Annotated in this window: 18 protein-coding genes; 7 read left to right on the top strand and 11 right to left on the bottom strand. The window is 27.9% G+C overall.

Going from position 1 to position 17,277, the window contains the following annotated elements:
• The first annotated feature begins 107 nt into the window (after positions 1–107).
• Both LPB03_RS13910 and LPB03_RS13905 read left to right on the top strand, forming a co-directional pair.
• A complete protein-coding gene (locus tag LPB03_RS13910) occupies positions 108–509 on the top strand; it encodes a Spy/CpxP family protein refolding chaperone (RefSeq protein ID WP_065320509.1) in 402 nt (133 codons plus the stop codon).
• A gap of 186 nt (positions 510–695) precedes the next feature.
• Positions 696–1,169, top strand: a complete 474-nt coding sequence (locus LPB03_RS13905) for a DUF4890 domain-containing protein (protein WP_065320510.1) — start codon at positions 696–698, stop codon at positions 1,167–1,169.
• Positions 1,170–1,220: 51 nt separating this feature from the next.
• Here the strand turns inward: LPB03_RS13905 and LPB03_RS13900 are convergent, their stop codons facing one another.
• Together LPB03_RS13900 and LPB03_RS13895 are read right to left on the bottom strand one after the other, a co-directional pair.
• Positions 1,221–1,931 carry a LytR/AlgR family response regulator transcription factor gene (locus LPB03_RS13900; RefSeq protein WP_065320511.1) on the bottom strand — a complete coding sequence of 237 codons (711 nt, stop codon included), beginning with the start codon at positions 1,929–1,931 and terminating at the stop codon, positions 1,221–1,223.
• The gene (locus tag LPB03_RS13895) at positions 1,928–2,746 is read right to left on the bottom strand and encodes a sensor histidine kinase (RefSeq protein ID WP_065320512.1); all 819 of its coding nucleotides are present in this window, start codon (positions 2,744–2,746) and stop codon (positions 1,928–1,930) included. Before LPB03_RS13895 ends, LPB03_RS13900 begins: the two co-directional genes overlap by 4 nt.
• 207 nt (positions 2,747–2,953) lie before the next feature.
• Between LPB03_RS13895 and LPB03_RS13890 the strand changes: the two genes are divergently transcribed.
• The gene (locus LPB03_RS13890; RefSeq protein WP_065320546.1) at positions 2,954–4,120 is read left to right on the top strand and encodes a metallophosphoesterase; all 1,167 of its coding nucleotides are present in this window, start codon (positions 2,954–2,956) and stop codon (positions 4,118–4,120) included.
• A 199-nt stretch (positions 4,121–4,319) separates the two neighbouring features.
• Here LPB03_RS13890 and LPB03_RS13885 read toward each other — a convergent pair whose 3' ends face one another.
• The 3 genes from LPB03_RS13885 to LPB03_RS13875 form a co-directional block, all read right to left on the bottom strand.
• Positions 4,320–4,835: a gamma carbonic anhydrase family protein gene (locus tag LPB03_RS13885; RefSeq protein WP_065320513.1), complete on the bottom strand. Its 516-nt coding sequence runs from the start codon at positions 4,833–4,835 to the stop codon at positions 4,320–4,322.
• A 51-nt stretch (positions 4,836–4,886) separates the two neighbouring features.
• A complete protein-coding gene (locus LPB03_RS13880; protein ID WP_065320514.1) occupies positions 4,887–5,618 on the bottom strand; it encodes a LytR/AlgR family response regulator transcription factor in 732 nt (243 codons plus the stop codon).
• Positions 5,619–5,917: 299 nt separating this feature from the next.
• Entirely contained in the window at positions 5,918–8,110 is a 2,193-nt protein-coding gene (locus LPB03_RS13875) for a tetratricopeptide repeat-containing sensor histidine kinase (protein ID WP_065320515.1), read from the bottom strand.
• A gap of 211 nt (positions 8,111–8,321) precedes the next feature.
• On the opposite strand from LPB03_RS13875, the gene LPB03_RS13870 reads away from it, so the two are divergent.
• On the top strand, positions 8,322–9,038 hold the full coding sequence (locus tag LPB03_RS13870; protein ID WP_065320516.1) for an SIMPL domain-containing protein: 717 nt from the start codon (positions 8,322–8,324) through the stop codon (positions 9,036–9,038).
• 58 nt (positions 9,039–9,096) lie between these two features.
• On the opposite strand, the gene LPB03_RS13865 is transcribed toward LPB03_RS13870, so the two are convergent.
• The gene (locus tag LPB03_RS13865) at positions 9,097–9,945 is read right to left on the bottom strand and encodes a glucosaminidase domain-containing protein (RefSeq protein WP_065320517.1); all 849 of its coding nucleotides are present in this window, start codon (positions 9,943–9,945) and stop codon (positions 9,097–9,099) included.
• Positions 9,942–10,901: a 1-aminocyclopropane-1-carboxylate deaminase/D-cysteine desulfhydrase gene (locus LPB03_RS13860; protein ID WP_139059007.1), complete on the bottom strand. Its 960-nt coding sequence runs from the start codon at positions 10,899–10,901 to the stop codon at positions 9,942–9,944. Before LPB03_RS13860 ends, LPB03_RS13865 begins: the two co-directional genes overlap by 4 nt.
• A 140-nt stretch (positions 10,902–11,041) precedes the next feature.
• Between LPB03_RS13860 and LPB03_RS13855 the strand changes: the two genes are divergently transcribed.
• Both LPB03_RS13855 and LPB03_RS13850 read left to right on the top strand, forming a co-directional pair.
• Positions 11,042–11,911: a bile acid:sodium symporter family protein gene (locus LPB03_RS13855; RefSeq protein WP_065320518.1), complete on the top strand. Its 870-nt coding sequence runs from the start codon at positions 11,042–11,044 to the stop codon at positions 11,909–11,911.
• A 118-nt stretch (positions 11,912–12,029) separates the two neighbouring features.
• On the top strand, positions 12,030–12,887 hold the full coding sequence (locus tag LPB03_RS13850; protein WP_065320519.1) for a restriction endonuclease: 858 nt from the start codon (positions 12,030–12,032) through the stop codon (positions 12,885–12,887).
• A 122-nt stretch (positions 12,888–13,009) separates the two neighbouring features.
• On the opposite strand, the gene LPB03_RS13845 is transcribed toward LPB03_RS13850, so the two are convergent.
• Positions 13,010–14,929, bottom strand: a complete 1,920-nt coding sequence (locus LPB03_RS13845; protein ID WP_065320548.1) for an ABC-F family ATP-binding cassette domain-containing protein — start codon at positions 14,927–14,929, stop codon at positions 13,010–13,012.
• A 54-nt stretch (positions 14,930–14,983) separates the two neighbouring features.
• Here LPB03_RS13845 and LPB03_RS13840 point away from each other — a divergent pair, with 54 nt between their 5' ends.
• Complete coding sequence (locus LPB03_RS13840; RefSeq protein WP_065320549.1) at positions 14,984–15,373, top strand: DUF983 domain-containing protein; 390 nt, start codon at positions 14,984–14,986, stop codon at positions 15,371–15,373.
• Between the two features lies 1 nt (position 15,374).
• Here LPB03_RS13840 and LPB03_RS13835 read toward each other — a convergent pair whose 3' ends face one another.
• The 3 genes from LPB03_RS13835 to LPB03_RS13830 are packed head-to-tail and all read right to left on the bottom strand — an operon-like array spanning position 15,375 to position 16,879.
• Positions 15,375–15,617, bottom strand: a complete 243-nt coding sequence (locus LPB03_RS13835) for a DUF5053 domain-containing protein (RefSeq protein ID WP_065320550.1) — start codon at positions 15,615–15,617, stop codon at positions 15,375–15,377.
• 29 nt (positions 15,618–15,646) lie between these two features.
• A complete protein-coding gene (locus tag LPB03_RS16915; RefSeq protein ID WP_262502095.1) occupies positions 15,647–15,778 on the bottom strand; it encodes a hypothetical protein in 132 nt (43 codons plus the stop codon).
• A gap of 60 nt (positions 15,779–15,838) precedes the next feature.
• Positions 15,839–16,879 (bottom strand): NAD(P)/FAD-dependent oxidoreductase, encoded by a 1,041-nt coding sequence (locus tag LPB03_RS13830; RefSeq protein WP_065320551.1) that lies wholly within the window; start codon positions 16,877–16,879, stop codon positions 15,839–15,841.
• Between the last annotated feature and the right edge of the window lie 398 nt (positions 16,880–17,277).

Genomic DNA, 17,277 nt, shown 5'->3' with positions numbered 1-17,277 from the left:
AGTAATTGTTGTTAAAGTGACGTTAAAAACGTTACAAATTTAAACCTTTTCTATTTTCTGATGTCATAGATGCACAATTTAAAACATTAAAATAAAAAATTTATATCATGAAAAAAATAATAACAGTATTGGTTTTAACAATTGCATTTTCTTTTACTGCACAAGCTCAAAAAAAAGGTGGTAAAAATCCAGTGGAAAGAATGTTGAAAAAAATGACCACAGATTTAAGCTTAACAGATGCACAACAAAAAGAAATTGAACCTCTTTTAATTGCACAAATGGAAGACAGAAAACAGCTAGCTGAAAATAGAGAAGCATTAAAAAATTCTGGAAGCAAACCAACCAAAGAAGCACGTAGTAAAATGAAAGAAGATAGAGAAACCAAAGAAACTGCAATGAATACTAAAATGTCACAAATTTTAGATAAAGAGCAATTTGAAAAGTTTCAAAAAATGGCAAAAGAAAGAAAAGAAAAAGCGCCAGGAAAAAAGAAGAAAAGAGATAATTAGTAAAAATAGTTTTCTAATTTTGGTTGATTAGTTAAATTGAAAAACTCGAATACATTTATTGATTCGAGTTTTTTTTATTTCAAAAAAATAACGTTAAAACTATGTTAATCAGCAATATAAATTAAACCTTTTTACAATTTAGAAGTCAAAGAAGTATACATTAATAATAATTAAAAATTTTATATCATGAAAAAAATAGCAAGCATTTTAATTTTAGTATTCGCTTTTACAGTAACAGCTCAAGCACAGAAAAAAGGCAAAAGAGATCATAAAAATCCAAAATTTACAGTTGAACAATATGCTGATTTAGCCGTTAAAAAAATGACTTTGGCTTTAGATTTATCTGATAAACAACAAAATCAAATTAAGCCTTTAATTAGTGCACAAGCAGCAGCAAGAAAAGCAGCTATGGAAAGTAGAAAAGAAAATAGAGAGGCAAACAAAAAACCTTCTGCAGACGAAATCTATGCCATGAAAAGCAAACAATTAGATAATCAAATTGCATTTAAGAGTGAAATGAAAAACATCTTAAACAAAGATCAATTTGAAAAGTTTGAGAAAATGGCTAAAATGAGAAAAGGAAAAGGGAGAAAAATGATGAAGAATAAAGAGAGTAAAAGAGGTAAAAAAAGTCATAGAGGTCAAAGAGACAATAAATAATTATTTTTAATAACTGGTTTGGTTGATTAGTTTTTGATAAAACCCGATTTCTTAATTGAAATCGGGTTTTTGATTTAATAAAGAATTTAAATTTTCCTTGTACGTTTTTCCTACAGGAACAAAGTAAGAGTTTATTTTTATTCTATTTCCTTCTATGATATTGATATGCTTTTTTGCTATTATAAAAGATTTATGCACTTGTAAAAAATCTACTTTAGAGAGTTTCTCTAAAAATTCTGAAATCTTTTCTCTTACTGTTATTGTTTCACTTTCTATAACTACTTTACAATAATTACCATACGCTTCAACAAACAAAATAGTAGCTAATTTTACTTGAAATTGTTTCTTATCAGACTTTAAAAAAATGGTTTCACTTTTATTTTCTGATGAACTTGGTAAAACATCATTTTTAGTTTTAATATTAACTTTATGTACTGCTTTTACAAATCGTTTAAAACTGAATGGCTTTAATAAATAATCTACAACATTTAACTCAAAACCCTCTATTGCAAACTCTTTATATGCAGTTGTAACAATTATTTTTGGTGGATTTGATAATGACTTTAAAAAATCAAAACCTTTTAATTTGGGCATATTTATATCCAAAAAAATTAAATCTACAGCATTGCTATTTAAGTATTCTAAGGCTTCAATTGCATCATAACAATTTTTCATCAACTTAAAATTGCTTAGTAAATCACAATAATTTTTTACAATATCGTGTGCAATATGTTCATCATCAACAATGATATATTTTATCATAATTCTAAAACTAATTTGGCTTTATAAATAGATTCTTTTTCTTTAAAAGTAAGAATATGTTTTTTAGGATACACCAATTCTAAACGTCTTTTTAAATTTTGTAAACCAATTCCTTTATTTTTAGAAATTTCTTCAGCATCAAAATTGTTTTCAACTTCAAAAGAAATATTATTTTTTGTCGCTCTTAATTTAATAGAAACAAATGCATTTTCTCTTAAATTTTCTACACCATGTTTAAAAGCGTTTTCTAATAAAATAATAAACATTAAAGGTAATATTTGATGCTTCTTATCCCCTAAATCTACATCAAATTTAATATTTATACTTTTATGATATCTCATTTTATGTAATTCAATATAGTTTTTTAGATATGCAACTTCTTCTTCTAAAGAAACACTTTTTTTCTCTCCTTCATAAATACTATATCTCATTAAATCAGATAGTTTCAAAATTAATTCTTTTGCTTTTTCTGAATCTTTATCAACCAAACCATATAAATTATTTAGCATATTAAAGAAAAAATGAGGATTTACTTGACTTTGTAAATGCAACAATTCATTTTTTCTGTTTGCATTTTTTAAACTTAACACAGATTTTAATTGCAAAACAATCCAACCTATTCCAAATAAAATAAGTAATACATAATATAGAATTATAAGAATGCTTAAATAAGTGGGAAAATCTTCGAAAATTACAATAGAATCTTGTCCTGTAGAAATGAATTTATACGCTATAAAACCTACTGGAATTACTATTGTAACTAAAACAATTACTTTAACTAAAAGCCAATTATTATTTTTTAATGTTGCTATCATACTACAAAATTACCTTAATATTTATAAGATATTATAAAATGTGACAAACTACTTCTATGCTGGTTTATAAGTTATTTTTTATGTGATAAACTTTCTTTTTAAACCATAATGATTTTACATCACACTACATACAGCCTTTATCACAAAAATTTATGCAACCTTTTTTCTACAATTACTTTTGATGAAATAAAAATAAAATCTAAAATTATGAAGAAAAGAGTTTTACGTTATTTAAAACACATTTTTGCAACTTTAATTGTATTGCTAGCTATTGGAGCATCTATTCTTATTTATGAAAATGGTAGTGTACATTATGCAGATAATATTGAAAAAATGAATTGGCACAATGAAGGTCCTTATGTTTTTTATGAAAATGATTCTGTTTTAAGTCTTAATTATATCAAAGGAAATAAAACTGATGGTTTTTCTGTTGATAGAAAAGAATTTAATCAGAAAATTGATGCAGAAAGTTATTTTAATTTAGATAAAACAGTCTTTAGTTTTACAGTAAACACTGATATTAAAATACCAAAAGCCATTTATAATGATGATGAAAAAATAATAGCAATTTCTGATATTGAAAGTGGATACAAAACTTTTAGAGATTTTCTTATCGCGAATAATGTAATTGACAAACATCTAAATTGGATTTTTGGAAAAGGGCATTTAGTTTTGGTTGGCGATTTTGTTGATAGAGGTTTTTCTACAACGCAAGTTTTATGGTTTATTTATAAATTAGAACAATATGCTAAAAAAGTTGGTGGCAATGTTCATTTTATTTTAGGAAATCATGAAATAAAAAACTTACAAGGAAATTACAAATCTGCTTCTGAAAAGTATTTATATATCGCCTCAATTCTACAAAAACAACAATTTGAATTTTACGGTTCTAACTCTTTTATTGGAAAATGGATGGCTAGTAAAAACACGCTAGAATTAATAAACGGACATCTTTTTGTTCATGGAGGAATTCATCCTGATTTAGCAAACTACAAGACTAATATAAATGAAATAAATTCAATTGTTAGAGCAAATTATAATTTAGCGGCTTATCCTAAAAAAGAAAAAAACTTAGAGCAATTTTTAATTTCTACACGTACAGGACCTTCTTGGTATAGAGGTTATTTTAAAGATGATTTAACACAAGAAGAAATTGAAAAAGGCTTAAACTTATTTAATGCAAAAGCTGTAATTGTAGGTCATACAATTCAAGGAAAAGTAAAAAAATTATATCAAGGAAAAGTATTTGCAATTGATGTAAAACATGCTAATGATTATCATAAAAACTGGCCAAATAAAGAATCTGAAGGTTTGTTAATTGAAAACGATTCTTATTATAGAGTTTTAAATAACGGAGAAAAAAAGGAGTTATAATTTCCTTTTAGAAAAATTAATTATCTGTGTTTGATAATTATACTTGGTTTTCCTTAAACCCGATTTCTTAATTGAAATCGGGTTTTTGATATATGCTGAATTTTGCGTTAGGGATTGAACGGTTTGTTTGAGCTCTTTTTTGTTTTTTCAAAAAAAGCGAGTAGTGAAAGCGCGTTAAAACGCCCAAAAACTAAAAACACTATTCTTTAAACCAACTTGAATATTTTACATAATTATTGGCAATTCTATCAATCTCTCCAGAAATTAATTCTTGCGAAATATCTTTCACTTTTTTAGCAGGAACTCCAGCGTAAATACTACCACTTTCTACTCTTGTATTTTTGGTAACAACTGCTCCTGCTGCAATTATGGAATTCGATTCTATAACACAATCGTCCATAATTATGGAACCCATTCCTACCAAAACATTATCGTGAATTGTGCAACCATGTACAATTGCATTGTGGCCAATTGAAACATTATTCCCAATGGTTGTTGGCGATTTTTGATAGGTTGCATGGATTACTGCTCCATCTTGAATATTTACTTTATTACCGATTTTTATAAAATGCACATCTCCTCTAATTACTGCATTGTACCAAATGGAACATTCTTTTCCCAATGAAACTTCTCCAAGAATTGTTGCGTTTTCTGCCACAAAACAGTCTTCTGGAATTTGTGGATGTTTTCCGTTTACGGATTTTATAATGGGCATATTTAGTTTTTAGTTTTTAGTTTTTAGTTTTTAGTTTTTAGTTTTTAAAGACTACTTAAAATAAGAAAGCAAATTACTCTTTTGCGAAGCAGAAACCAAAATTTCTTTTCCACTTGAAACAATCACGCTTCCTCCTTTTCCTTTTTTGTATTTTACAATTTCGTTTACATTTACCAAATACGATTTATGGATTCTTGCAAATGTGTGTTCTTTTAAAGCTTCTTCAAAATACTTTAAAGTTTTACTGACTAATTTTTTAGAATTTGCTAAATGAATTTCGGTATAATTATCATCTGCTTTGCAGAAAATAATATCATTGATATCTAAAACCTCAAAACCATCTTGTTGTGGAATGGTGATTTTTCCTGTAGCCGAATTGGTTTTTGGTACCAATATTTGATGCTGTAATTCGTTCTCTTTTTCTTTGATTTGAGTTACAATATTTACGGCTTTTATCAACTCATCTATAGAAATTGGTTTGAGTAAATAATAACTTGCGTGATTGTTTAAAGCTTCTATTGCATAATGATCGTAAGCTGTTACAAAAACGGTTTCAAAGGTTCTGTTTTCTACTTTTTCTAACAAATCAAAGGCATTTCCAAAAGGCATTTCTACATCTAAAAAAACCAAATCTAATTCGTGCTTTTGGATGAGTTTATAAGCTTCGTCAATATTGCTTGCTTCGCCTAATAACTGAACATTTGGGCAATATTTTTCGATGTAATTTCGAAGAATATCTCTACTTAATTGTTCGTCTTCTACAATGATTGCTTTTAATTTCATGAATTATTTTTTGACACAGATTTCACAGATTTTTGTGGTTAAAATTACACAGAGATTCACAGAGTTTTACACAGAGATTCTCGGAGATTTTTTGACACGGATTTCACAGATTTACACCGATTATAACTGTTATATTAAATAAGTATTCTCGTGAATTTTAATTTTCTTTTTTTCTCTCTTTTCTCTTCTCTCTTTTCTATATATTATATCTTGTTTCTTGTTTCCTTTTCATCTTGTTTCTCTTCCAACTTCAAACTTCAAACTCCAAACTTCCAACTTCCAACTTCATACTTCCTACTTCAACCTTCCTTCTTCAAAAACAACTCTACTTTTGTTCCCTCTCCATTTTCTAAAGCATTTGTAACGTTTACAGAAATGCGTTCTTTGTACATATCATTTAGAATTGAAATTCTATTTTTTATAGTGCTCATTCCTTTAGACTTTTGTTTCAGTTGATTTTTAGTCTTTAATTCCTGCGATTTTTTTCGTCCAATTCCATCATCAATAATTACAATAGAAATGGTTTCGTTATCTTTTTGGTTGATGGATATTTCTAAATTTCCTTTTTCTTTTCTGTAACGCAAACCATGCCAAATGGCATTTTCAATATAAGGTTGCAACAACATTGGCGGAATTGAAAATTGCTCTAAATCGATATTTTTATCAATATTTATCTGATAATCGAACTTGTCTTTAAAACGATTATGCTCTAGTTTTACATACAATTCTAGTAACTCAATTTCTTTGGTTAAAGGAATAAAATCTTCATCAGAATTTTCTAAAACAGCACGCATTAAAGCCGAAAATTCGCTTAAATATCTATTTGCATTTCGTTCATCATTAACAGCAATAAAACTATTTACAGAGTTTAAAGCATTAAAAATAAAATGCGGATTCATTTGCGAACGCATCGATTTTAATGCTAACAAATTATTAGCTAATTTTTGCTGTTTATTAGTTCTAAACATAAAATACAACACTAAAATCATCAATAAAAAACCACCAAATAAAGCGTAAATTAATATACGTTGTTTTTGGTTACTTTCTTCCGATAATCGCTGATCTACATACGCCAAACTAATTTTACTTTGTGTTAATTCTTTGTCTTTCTCTAAACTTGCAATTCGGTTTTGATTGTCGGCAATTTTCTTTGCAAAACGCGTTGCTTGCTGAATTTCTTGTTCTTTTCTAACATATAAAGAATCGACCAAAGAAACATATTCTTTGTAATTTTTTAATGCTTTTTCATTATCCCCAAGATTTGCAAATGCTTCTGAAATTTTTCTGGTGGCATCTTTTTCGATGACGATATCATTTTTTTCTTTGGCATCACTTTTACTCTTCTCTAAAAAAGGAATCGCTTTTTTATAATCTTCTTTTTGTAGATACGCATTCCCAATTTTGTAATTTATTTTTTGTGATGTAATAGAATCCTTAACTTCGGTTCCTGCTGTTGTATTTTTATTTTTTGTTTTTTCTAAACTCTTTTTTCGGAGTTTAATTTCATCATCAAAACGTCTGTTATCATTATAAAAATCGGCGACTTTTTCTTCTTCTATTAAAGCACGTTCAGGATTTTCTTTTGCTGCTAAACTCATAGAATTGATGAATGAATTTTCTGCTTTGCTTGTTTTTCCTTGTGCTGCATACACATCTCCAATTTTAGAGCTTATATCTGTAATTTTAGAGGTTATAGAATTAGTTTCAGCAATTTGTAATGCTTTTTGATAATTGATGTTGGCTTCTTTCCATTTTTTTGTAGCAAAACTGATGTCTCCTAAAGCTTCATAGATCTGAATTTCTTCAAAATTACTTAAGCTTTCTTCTTTTAATTCTCGATAGGTTTTAGCACTTTCCAAATAGTTTTTCGCTAAGAATTGTGCTGCTGCTAACGATATTTTTGTAGTTACTTCTTCTTTAATTTGATAGGACAATTTGTAGTTATTAATTGCCAAATCGTATTGTTTCCAAAACAGGTAAATATCTCCTAAAAGGTTATAAGTAGTTGCATTTCTTTTTTTATTCTGGTTATTTTCTAACGCTTTTTCTATAAATGATAAACTTTTTTCGATGTCTTTTTTCTGATAAAATTTAGCGGAATCTATATGTTGTAAATAAAAATCTGTTTGTGCTGATTTACTTCTAGATTTTAAAATGGAATTACTTTTATCCTCATAATCTTCCACAATAATTTTAATATCTTCACTAGATGTTAAGGTATAATAAACAGTTTCGAAATCTGGATGAGAGACCCTAATTTCGTCGCCAACTTTAGCTTTAATGATATACCTTCCAGCAACATCAGCATAAGAATAAAATCGCCCATTCGCATCTATTTGAACATTTTTTACGATTTTACGATTGTTATCATCCACAACAATAATTCGCACAGAAAACTCGACGCCTCTTTGAGTGATGATATTTTCTTGCGCAAATACACTTGAAAAACTCAAGCATAAAAAAAGGATTGCTATGTATATTTTTTGTTTCATTAAATTCTTTAATTATGTAAACATACACACAAAAAAGCATCAAAAAAAATGTTCAAATTGATTATTCTTAATTTCAAGCCTTTAAAAGACAAGCTTTACTAAACTGATGAATTCCTTCACGCATTCAAAATGCCATTTCACTCATTGTTGTTTTTTTAGAAATTAAGTTGGTGTTAATATTGAGCACGTTTAACATCAAAAAATAAACATCATGAAAAATTTTAAACTCATTTTCTTTTTACTTTTTACATCAGCATTTTTAGCGCAATCAACAGGTCAAAAACCGTATATAGAGGTTACAGGAACTGCAGAAATTGAAATTGTACCCGATGAAATTTATTTGGACATCACCCTAAAAGAACGCACAGAAAAAGGAAAAAAAATTACGCTTGATGTTTTAGAAAATCAGCTAAAAACAGTTTTAAAAAAGATTGGAATTCCAGAGAAAAACCTTTCTATTTCTGATGTAAATGCAGTGTTAGCAAAAACAGGTTGGTGGTCTGAAGAAATCTTTTCGGTAGCAAATTACAGCTTACAGGTTAATGGAGCAGACAACCTAAAACAACTTTTTGAAAACTTTAAAAAATTAGAAATTTCTGACGTTAATATTGCAAAAGCTACACATTCTAATCTTATCAACATTAAAAAGAAAAACAGAATTAAAGCGATTAAAGCTGCTAAAGAGAAAGCAGATTATTTGCTAAATGCTATTGGCGAACAAACAGGAAAACCAATCATCATTAACGAATTGGCAAATAATAATAATAATAATAATAATAATCAAACTTTTGTAAACGCCAATTATTTAAATAATAACGCAAATTACTCTATGATAAAAGTAAGAGGAAATGGTTTTAAAGATGAAACTGTAGAATTTAAAACGATAAAAATAACGTCATCAATTTATGTGAAATTTGAAATTAAATAAATTGATGAAATCATTTAAAAATTGCTTTTAGTTTCAAAATGATTTTTAAATCAACTTTTTAATGCAGCAATAACTTTTGACCGATAGAAATTGTGTAGTCTTTTAAATTATTTAGTTTTTTTAGAACAGGTACAGAAACACCAAATTTTCTACCTATCGAATATAAAGTATCTCCTTTTTCGACTTCGTAGAATTTTGGTTCGGTTTTTTGAATAACGGTTGGTTTTTCGAAAGATTCACCATCATTTAATGCTAAAATTTCTTTAGAATAGGCTCTTTTTGAAATCTTATCAAACTCGTATAATTTATAATCTTTAATAATTTTAATCAATTTAGCAGGATATTTTGGATCGGTTGCATAACCCGCTTTTTTTAAACCATTTGCCCATCTTTTATAATCTGTAATTTTATAACCGAACAAAAAAGCATAACGTCTTCTTTGCGTTAAAAACAACGAATGATCGTTATAAGAAGTTTCTGGATATACGTATTTTCTAAAACATTCTCCTTTTTCATCATCATCATGATAAACGCTGTCACCTGTCCAACCTGTGTGACATTTTATCCCAAAATGATTGTTAGATTTTAACGCCAATTCGCTTCTACCTTTGCCAGATTCTAAAATTCCTTGTGCTAAAGTAATGCTTGCAGGAATTTTATATTCGTGCATTTCTTTGACAGCAATTGGTGCATATTTTCTGATATAATCAATTGTAAGAGTATTTAAATTAGGATTCTTTTTTACCAATTTCTTAGTAATTTCCTTTTCATTTACAGAAGGTAAATCAACAGGTTCTGGCTCTACAATTACAACTCCTGGGTTTTCCTTGTTTACAACCGTTTTTTTAGCTCCACAACTGGCTAAAAATAACATTGAACATAAAAAAACGATTCCTTTTAACTTCATGATACCTTAATTAATTCTTCATTCTTTGCCATTAACTTTCTGTTGATGCCTTCAATTCCCTGAACACCTCCTGTGTGAATTACTAAAATTTTAGAGCCTTCTGCAAAAAAGTCTTTTTTAATTAAATCCAACACACCAAAAACCATTTTTCCAGTATAAATAGGATCTAGTAAAACATCGGTTTTTTCTTTAAAATCATTTATAAAACGAATTAATTCTTCATTATATTTTGCATAACCACCAAAGTGATATTTTTTCTGCAAACTCCAATTTTTTCTATTAACCGTATATTTTTTAATTTCTTCGGATAAAAAATTTCCTTTTAATGCTGGAAAACCAAGTACTTTTTGCTTTTTACTAATAGAATTTATCAATCCAGAAACTGTACCTCCAGTTCCTAAAGCAGCACAAATAAAGTTAAACTCCTTATCTTCTTTCGATAAAATTTCCTCACAACCTTTTACAGCTAAAAGATTAGTTCCTCCTTCAGGAATTAAATAAAAATCGCCCCATTTATTTTTTAATTTCTCTATTAAACCGAAAGAAGTTTTTTGTCGATATTCTTCTCTAGATACAAATTGAAATTTCATTCCATGGTTATGTGCTTCTCTTAAAGTAGAATTTTCTTCTAATGTTTTTTCGAGGTTATTCCCTAATTCTTCTCCTCTAATAACACCAAAAGTTTTAAAACCAGACATATTGCCTGCAATTGCAGTAGCTACAATATGATTAGAATAGGCACCTCCAAAAGTTAATAAGGAATTCTTTTTTAATTTTTTAGCTTCTTTAAGATTGTATTTTAACTTTCTGAATTTATTTCCTGAAACAAAAGGATGAATTAAATCTTCTCTCTTAATGAAAAGTTCAATCTTTTTTTCTTCCAAAATAGGAAGATGAATTTGTTGATTCTCACTCGCAATTGAATCGTTAAAAAGTGTGTTATCTATCTTTACCAAAAAATTATTTTAACTGCAAAAATATAGAAAGTTTCTGGGGTAATCAATATTTATATATTTTAGAGGTAGAAAATAAGCAGTGTTTGATTTTAAGAATATAAAACACGAAATTCGCTAACAATCAATAAATTATAATTTGTATGGCTGTAACCGAACTTATAAGCAAAGTATTTTTACCCATATCTTTAGCAATAATTATGTTAGGAATGGGCATGACTTTAATTCCTGATGATTTTAAACGGATTTTTAAATTCCCAAAAGCCATTTTTATAGGATTGACAAATCAATTAATTCTATTACCAATTGTTGGTTTTTTATTGGCAATTATTTTCAATTTAGATACAATAATGGCAGTTGGTTTGATGATTTTAGCTTCTTGTCCTGGAGGACCAACAAGCAATTTAATAACACAAGTTTGTAAAGGAAACATTGCCTTATCTGTGACTTTAACTGCCTTTGCTAGCTTTATAAGTATCTTGCTAATTCCTTTTATATTGAGTTACGCTTTAAATTATTTTGGCACAAATACAGCTGTAACCATACAATTGCCAATTCTAGACACCATTTTACAAATTATGGTAATTACTGTAATTCCTATTACAATTGGAATGCTTATTCGTAATTATAAAACCAACTTTGCCAAAAGAATGGAAAAACCAATGAGAACAGCTTCTACTGTAATTTTTATCTTGGTTTTTATAGCAGTTTTAGTTGCTAATAAAAATATGTTGATTGATGGAATAAAAGAAGTAGGTTTGGTTACCTTATTGCTAAATTTAATTACAATAGCACTAGGTTATTTTACTGCAAAAATTTTTAAGATCGATTTAAAAAGTAGCATTTCTATAATGATTGAAAGTGGCATTCAAAACGGAACGTTAGCTTTTGTAATTGCAGCCTCTATTTTAAATAATGTAGAAATGGGCATTCCAATTGGTGTATATGCTATTTGGATGTTTATTACTGGCGGATTTTTGATGTGGTATTTTGGGAGGAAAACAGAAATTTAAAAACAGTATGAAATTGTTTAACTTTACAAAATAACAGTAATTTAGAAAATACGATATCACGTTTAATTTATGAGATATTTGTGATAAAAGTTATTATATAATTATTTGTGCTTAATTAATGAAACCCAATATGACTGAATGGAAAAAGTATGAAAAAGAATTATTTACTAAATATTCTGAGGAATTTCCAGATCACGAAATAAAAATTAATGATAAGATAATTGGTCAATTCAGTAAAGTCAAAAGACAAATAGATATTTCTATTAGAAAAAATGTCACTAATTATTCTGTTTTAGGAATAATTGAATGTAAATATTATAATAGAAAAGTTGATGTAAAAATTGTAGATTGTTTTATTGGCTTTTTAGATGACATTAAAGCAAATTTCGGAATTATAATAACTAATAAAGGATTCACGCAAGCAGCAAAAAACAGAGCTGAAGTTAAAAGTATTAAACTACACATTCACAAATTTGAAAATATAGAAAACCTTATAAAAGATGTTGATTATTACTTCAATCAAAGGATTAAAAACTTGGAATTAAATGAACAAGATTTTTATCAAAGAGTTAAGGAATATTCAAATTATATTGATTTTGAAAAAGTAGATTTCGAGAAAAAAGTAATTGTATTCAAAAATGGATTTACGAATACAGAATATTATGCTTGGAAAAAATTAATGCAAGAAACTTCAAGGGTGTTTAGGGATTTTCCTGAAATTGAAAGAATTGAAATAATAACTCCTGCAAAAAGAAAATTTTTCGAGAAAAACAAATATATAATTGAGGATAGAGTTTACAAGAGCAATATAGAATTAAATGAGTTCGAAATATTTATGAAAGTAAATTTTTCGGAACTAAAAAATGACGTTAAGATTTGGAGAAAATTTTTAAACCGAACGAATTTAAATAATAAAAACTTCATTCAGAGTTTCGCTAAAAAATATGTAACATCTGAAATATTGATAAATAACTAAGTACAATACCCAATATACCAAAAAAAAAAAAAACATCAAAAATCACATAATTTTATTGATTAAAATTATGTGATTTTTGATGTTTTTACAGTACTAAAACTATAATCTAAATAGTTTATTATTTAAGAAAACTGCCCAACTTTACTTTCTATTTTTTCCCATTCTTCCATTAACGAATCTACTTTTGCTTTTTTCGCTTTGTATTTTTGAAAGAAATTAGGCCTTGCAGAAACTTCATCGTAGTTTTTTGCTAGTTCTAAATCTATTTTTTCGATTTCTTTTTCTAAATCAGCAATTTCAGTTTCTATATTAGAAAGCCTATTGTTTAGCTTTTTAAGTTCTTTTTCTTGATCTCTTGAAAGCTGTTTAGCTTCACTTTTAGAAGTATCTCTATCTACTTTTACAACAGTTCTTTTTTCTGCTTCACGTAAATTTTCCATTTTGTGTTCTTCCAAGAAATAATCGATATCACCTAAATATTCTTTAATTTCTTTGTCTTTAAAACCATACACAGAAGACGTTAACCCTTGTAAGAATTCTCTATCGTGAGAAACTACAATTAAAGTTCCATTAAAATTACTTAAGGCTTCTTTTAAAACTGTTTTTGAAGCAATATCTAAGTGGTTTGTTGGCTCATCCATAATTAAAACGTTGAATGGCTGTAACAATAATTTACACAAAGCTAATCTGTTTCTTTCTCCTCCAGAAAGTACTTTAGCTTTTTTATCTACAGCATCTCCACCAAAAAGGAAAGAACCCAACATGTCTCTAACACGCATTCTGTTTCCATCTGTTGCAGCATCTTCCATAATTTCTAACACCGTTCTTTCTGGTGGTAAATGTTCTGATTGATTCTGTGCAAAGTACCCAACTTCTACATTGTGCCCAAGTTTTAAATACCCTTCAAAAGGAATTTCGCCAACCATCATTTTTGCTAAAGTCGATTTTCCTTGTCCATTTTGCCCAACAAAAGCAATTTTGCTGTTTCTTTCAATTAATAAATCTACACCTTCTAAAACGTGTTTATCACCATAACTTTTAGAAAGATTTTCTGCTTCCACAATAATTTTACCTGGCTCTTTAGAAATTGCAAAACGCACATTCATGGCTTGGTTATCATCTTGATCTACTTCAATCAACTCAACTTTATCAAGTTGTTTCATTAAAGATTGTGCCATAGATGCTTTACTTGCTTTGGCTTTAAACTTATTAATTAAGTCTTGCTTCTGCTTTATTTCTTTCTCTTGGTTTTTCTGAGCTTGTAACTGCTTTTCTTTGATTTCTCCTCTTAAAAGTAAGAATTGAGAATATGGTTTTTTATAATCGTAAATCTGCCCTAAAGAAATTTCGATAGTTCTATTGGTTACGTTATCTAAAAACATTTTATCGTGAGAAACCAAAACAATTGCTCCAGAATAATTCTTTAAAAAGTTCTCTAACCAAATAATAGATTCAATATCTAAGTGGTTTGTTGGCTCATCTAACAGTAAAATATCGTTATTCTGTAAAAGTAGTTTTGCCAATTCAATACGCATTCTCCAACCTCCAGAAAAAGTATCTGTTAGCTTATCAAAATCTTCTCTTTGAAAACCTAAACCTTGTAAAATCTTTTCTGTATCACCTTGATAATTATAACCTCCTAAAAGCTCATAACGTTCTTGCTTATCTGTTAAATCTTGAATTAATTCTGTATAAGAATCGCTTTCGTAATCGGTTCTTGTAGTTAATTGCGTATTAATTTCTTCTAGTTGAAGTTCAATTTCTTTAATTTCAACAAAAGCTTGATAAGCTTCTTCTAAAATAGTTCTTCCTTCCACAAAATCTATATCTTGTCTCAAAAACCCCATTCGAACATCTTTATCAAAAGCCATAGTGCCTCCACTGGTTTCAATATCTTTTGATAATACTTTTAAAAGCGTAGATTTTCCTGCTCCATTTTTCCCAATCAATCCTATTCTATCGCCTTTATTTAATTTAAAAGTGATGCCAGAAAATAAATCTGTTCCCATAAAGGAAACTGTTAAGTTATGTACGTTTAACATTAATTTTGCTTAATTTTGTAATTTGCAAAACTAACTAAAAAAATACAGTTAATCATGTTTAAAAAAGGAACAAAATTTTACAGTATTGTAAAAGGAAAATGCCCTAAATGTCATGAAGGGGATTTCTTTAAATATGGTTTTACGTTCAATCCATCAAAAATAACAACCATTCATACACATTGCTCTGAATGTAATTTAAAATACATGCTAGAGCCTTCCTTTTTTTATGGAGCTATGTATATAAATTACGGAATTACAGTGGCTATTTCTATTGCTGTTTTTATAATTACAAAACTATTTATTGGCTTAAATTTATTGGAATCTTTTTTAAGTGTTTTGGGTGCTTTAATTGTTTTAGCGCCTTTAAATTTAAGAATGGCAAGAATTATTTGGATAAATATGTTTGTTCCTTATGATGAAAATGCAGTTGCAAAAACTAGTTAATTTATAACTTATCTGCACATATTTTAATTCGATTGGATAAATCGTATAAGGCTTCTTTTAAGTTTTGTTGCTCTTCTTCAGTAAATTCAGTATTTGAGCCATTACCATCCAAACCATTCATTTTTTGACTTAACCAAGATCTAGACTTACCAAAATATTTTTTAGAAATATTTGCCCAAGATATATCAACAATAATATCCCACATTAAGGATTTCATTGATTTTTTTTGTTTTGTAATTTCCATAATATTAATTTTAAAAGATTCTTTTATTTTTAAATATCCATTAACTTATCTACCAACATTTGAATATAAATTTCCAATTCTATCGACTTTGGATATGTATTATTGTAATTTCTAATCATATCTATTAATTCCCATTCATCTTCTGAAAGCTCTTTTCTCATAGTAGTTTTAAAATTACATTGTAAATATATTAAACATTTGTATAATAACAAAGCAATATGTTATTTAAAACGCTTAATATCAGCATCCATATCTAAAGCTTCATGATGCTCTAAATGATTGTAAAGCTGTATAGCTAATGTGGGTGCAATCATAACTCCACGAGTTCCTAAACCGTTTAAAACTGCTAAATTTTGGTATTTTTCATGCACACCAACTAAAGGTCTTCTATCTTTTACTGCTGGTCTTATTCCTGCTGTTTGGTTGATGATTGTGTAAGGAACATCAATTACTTTTTTTAATTTTTCTACCAATTCTTGTTTTCCTTCTTCTGATGGAATTGAGGTTTTATCTTTATGGTTAAAAGTTGCGCCTACTTTGTAATTTCCATTTCCTAAAGGCATAACAAAAACGGTTGATTTTACTAAAAAGTCAATTTTTAAATCGGGCGCATTTATAATGATAGATTCTCCTTTTACTTCATCTAAAGGTAAATATTTAAAAAACGGATTTTCTTTTACGCCAAAACCTTCTGCAAATACTATTTTGCCAACTTCTAAGTTTTGATATTGAATACTATTATCTAAAAAAGTGATTTCATCATGATTAAATTTCTCAAAACGAATCCAATTATTTTCTTCTAAGTAATTTCTGTAGGTTTCGATTAACAACTTTGTGTCAATTCTACCTCCTTCTTTTACATTTCCATAATGATATTCTTCAATAATTCCATGGTATTTTTGCTTGTCTAAAGTTTCATCTAAAAAAGGAGCTACTTTAGGTTTGTCAAATGAAGCAAACCAATTATTTTGATCTTCAATAGATTTAAAAACTTTTTTGATGACAAACTTTTTATCAAATTTTTGGTTGAGTTTTTCTTCTAGTTTTTCGTAAAATGGTAAAGCAATTTCTAACTGTTCTTTAGCATTCCAAACTGGTGTGAATCTTTTTAAAATAACAGGATTGTAAACGCCACCTGCAACTAAAGAAGATGTTTGCGAATGATTTTCAAAAACAAGAAATGTTTTCCCTACTTTTAACAATTGCTCTGCAAAAGCCAAACCTGCCAAACCTAAACCAACAATTATATAATCAATTTTCATGATGCAAAAATAATTAAGTTTTAATGAAAGTTAGGTGTTTTATGAGAAATTGCAGGTTTTAAAAAACAAAGATAGAATTTAAAGGCGCAAATGATTACACACAATTTTGTCATTTCGAAATGAGCTTTTTTAAGCGATTGAGAAATTCCATAAAACAGAGTTTCTTTGGTGTTCTCTCTTATGTGATTTCTCCTAAAGTCGAAATGACAAAATAAATAGAAAAACAATTTTACAATTAAAATTTCCTAAAAGTTCGCAAACAATTCTAGCCCTGATTGAACGATCTGTTTGAGCTCTTTTTTGCTTTTTCAGCAAAAAAAGCGAGTAGTGAAAGCAGGAAATAGCTTCAAAAAAAACGCTTATATATTATAAACGTTCTCAAAAAAATTAGTCTGTAA

The sequence above is a fragment of the Polaribacter vadi genome (assembly GCF_001761365.1).
Lineage (GTDB): Bacteria > Bacteroidota > Bacteroidia > Flavobacteriales > Flavobacteriaceae > Polaribacter > Polaribacter vadi.
The sequence above is the reverse complement of the archived record's forward strand: the minus strand, read 5'-3'. Positions and strand labels throughout refer to the sequence as shown.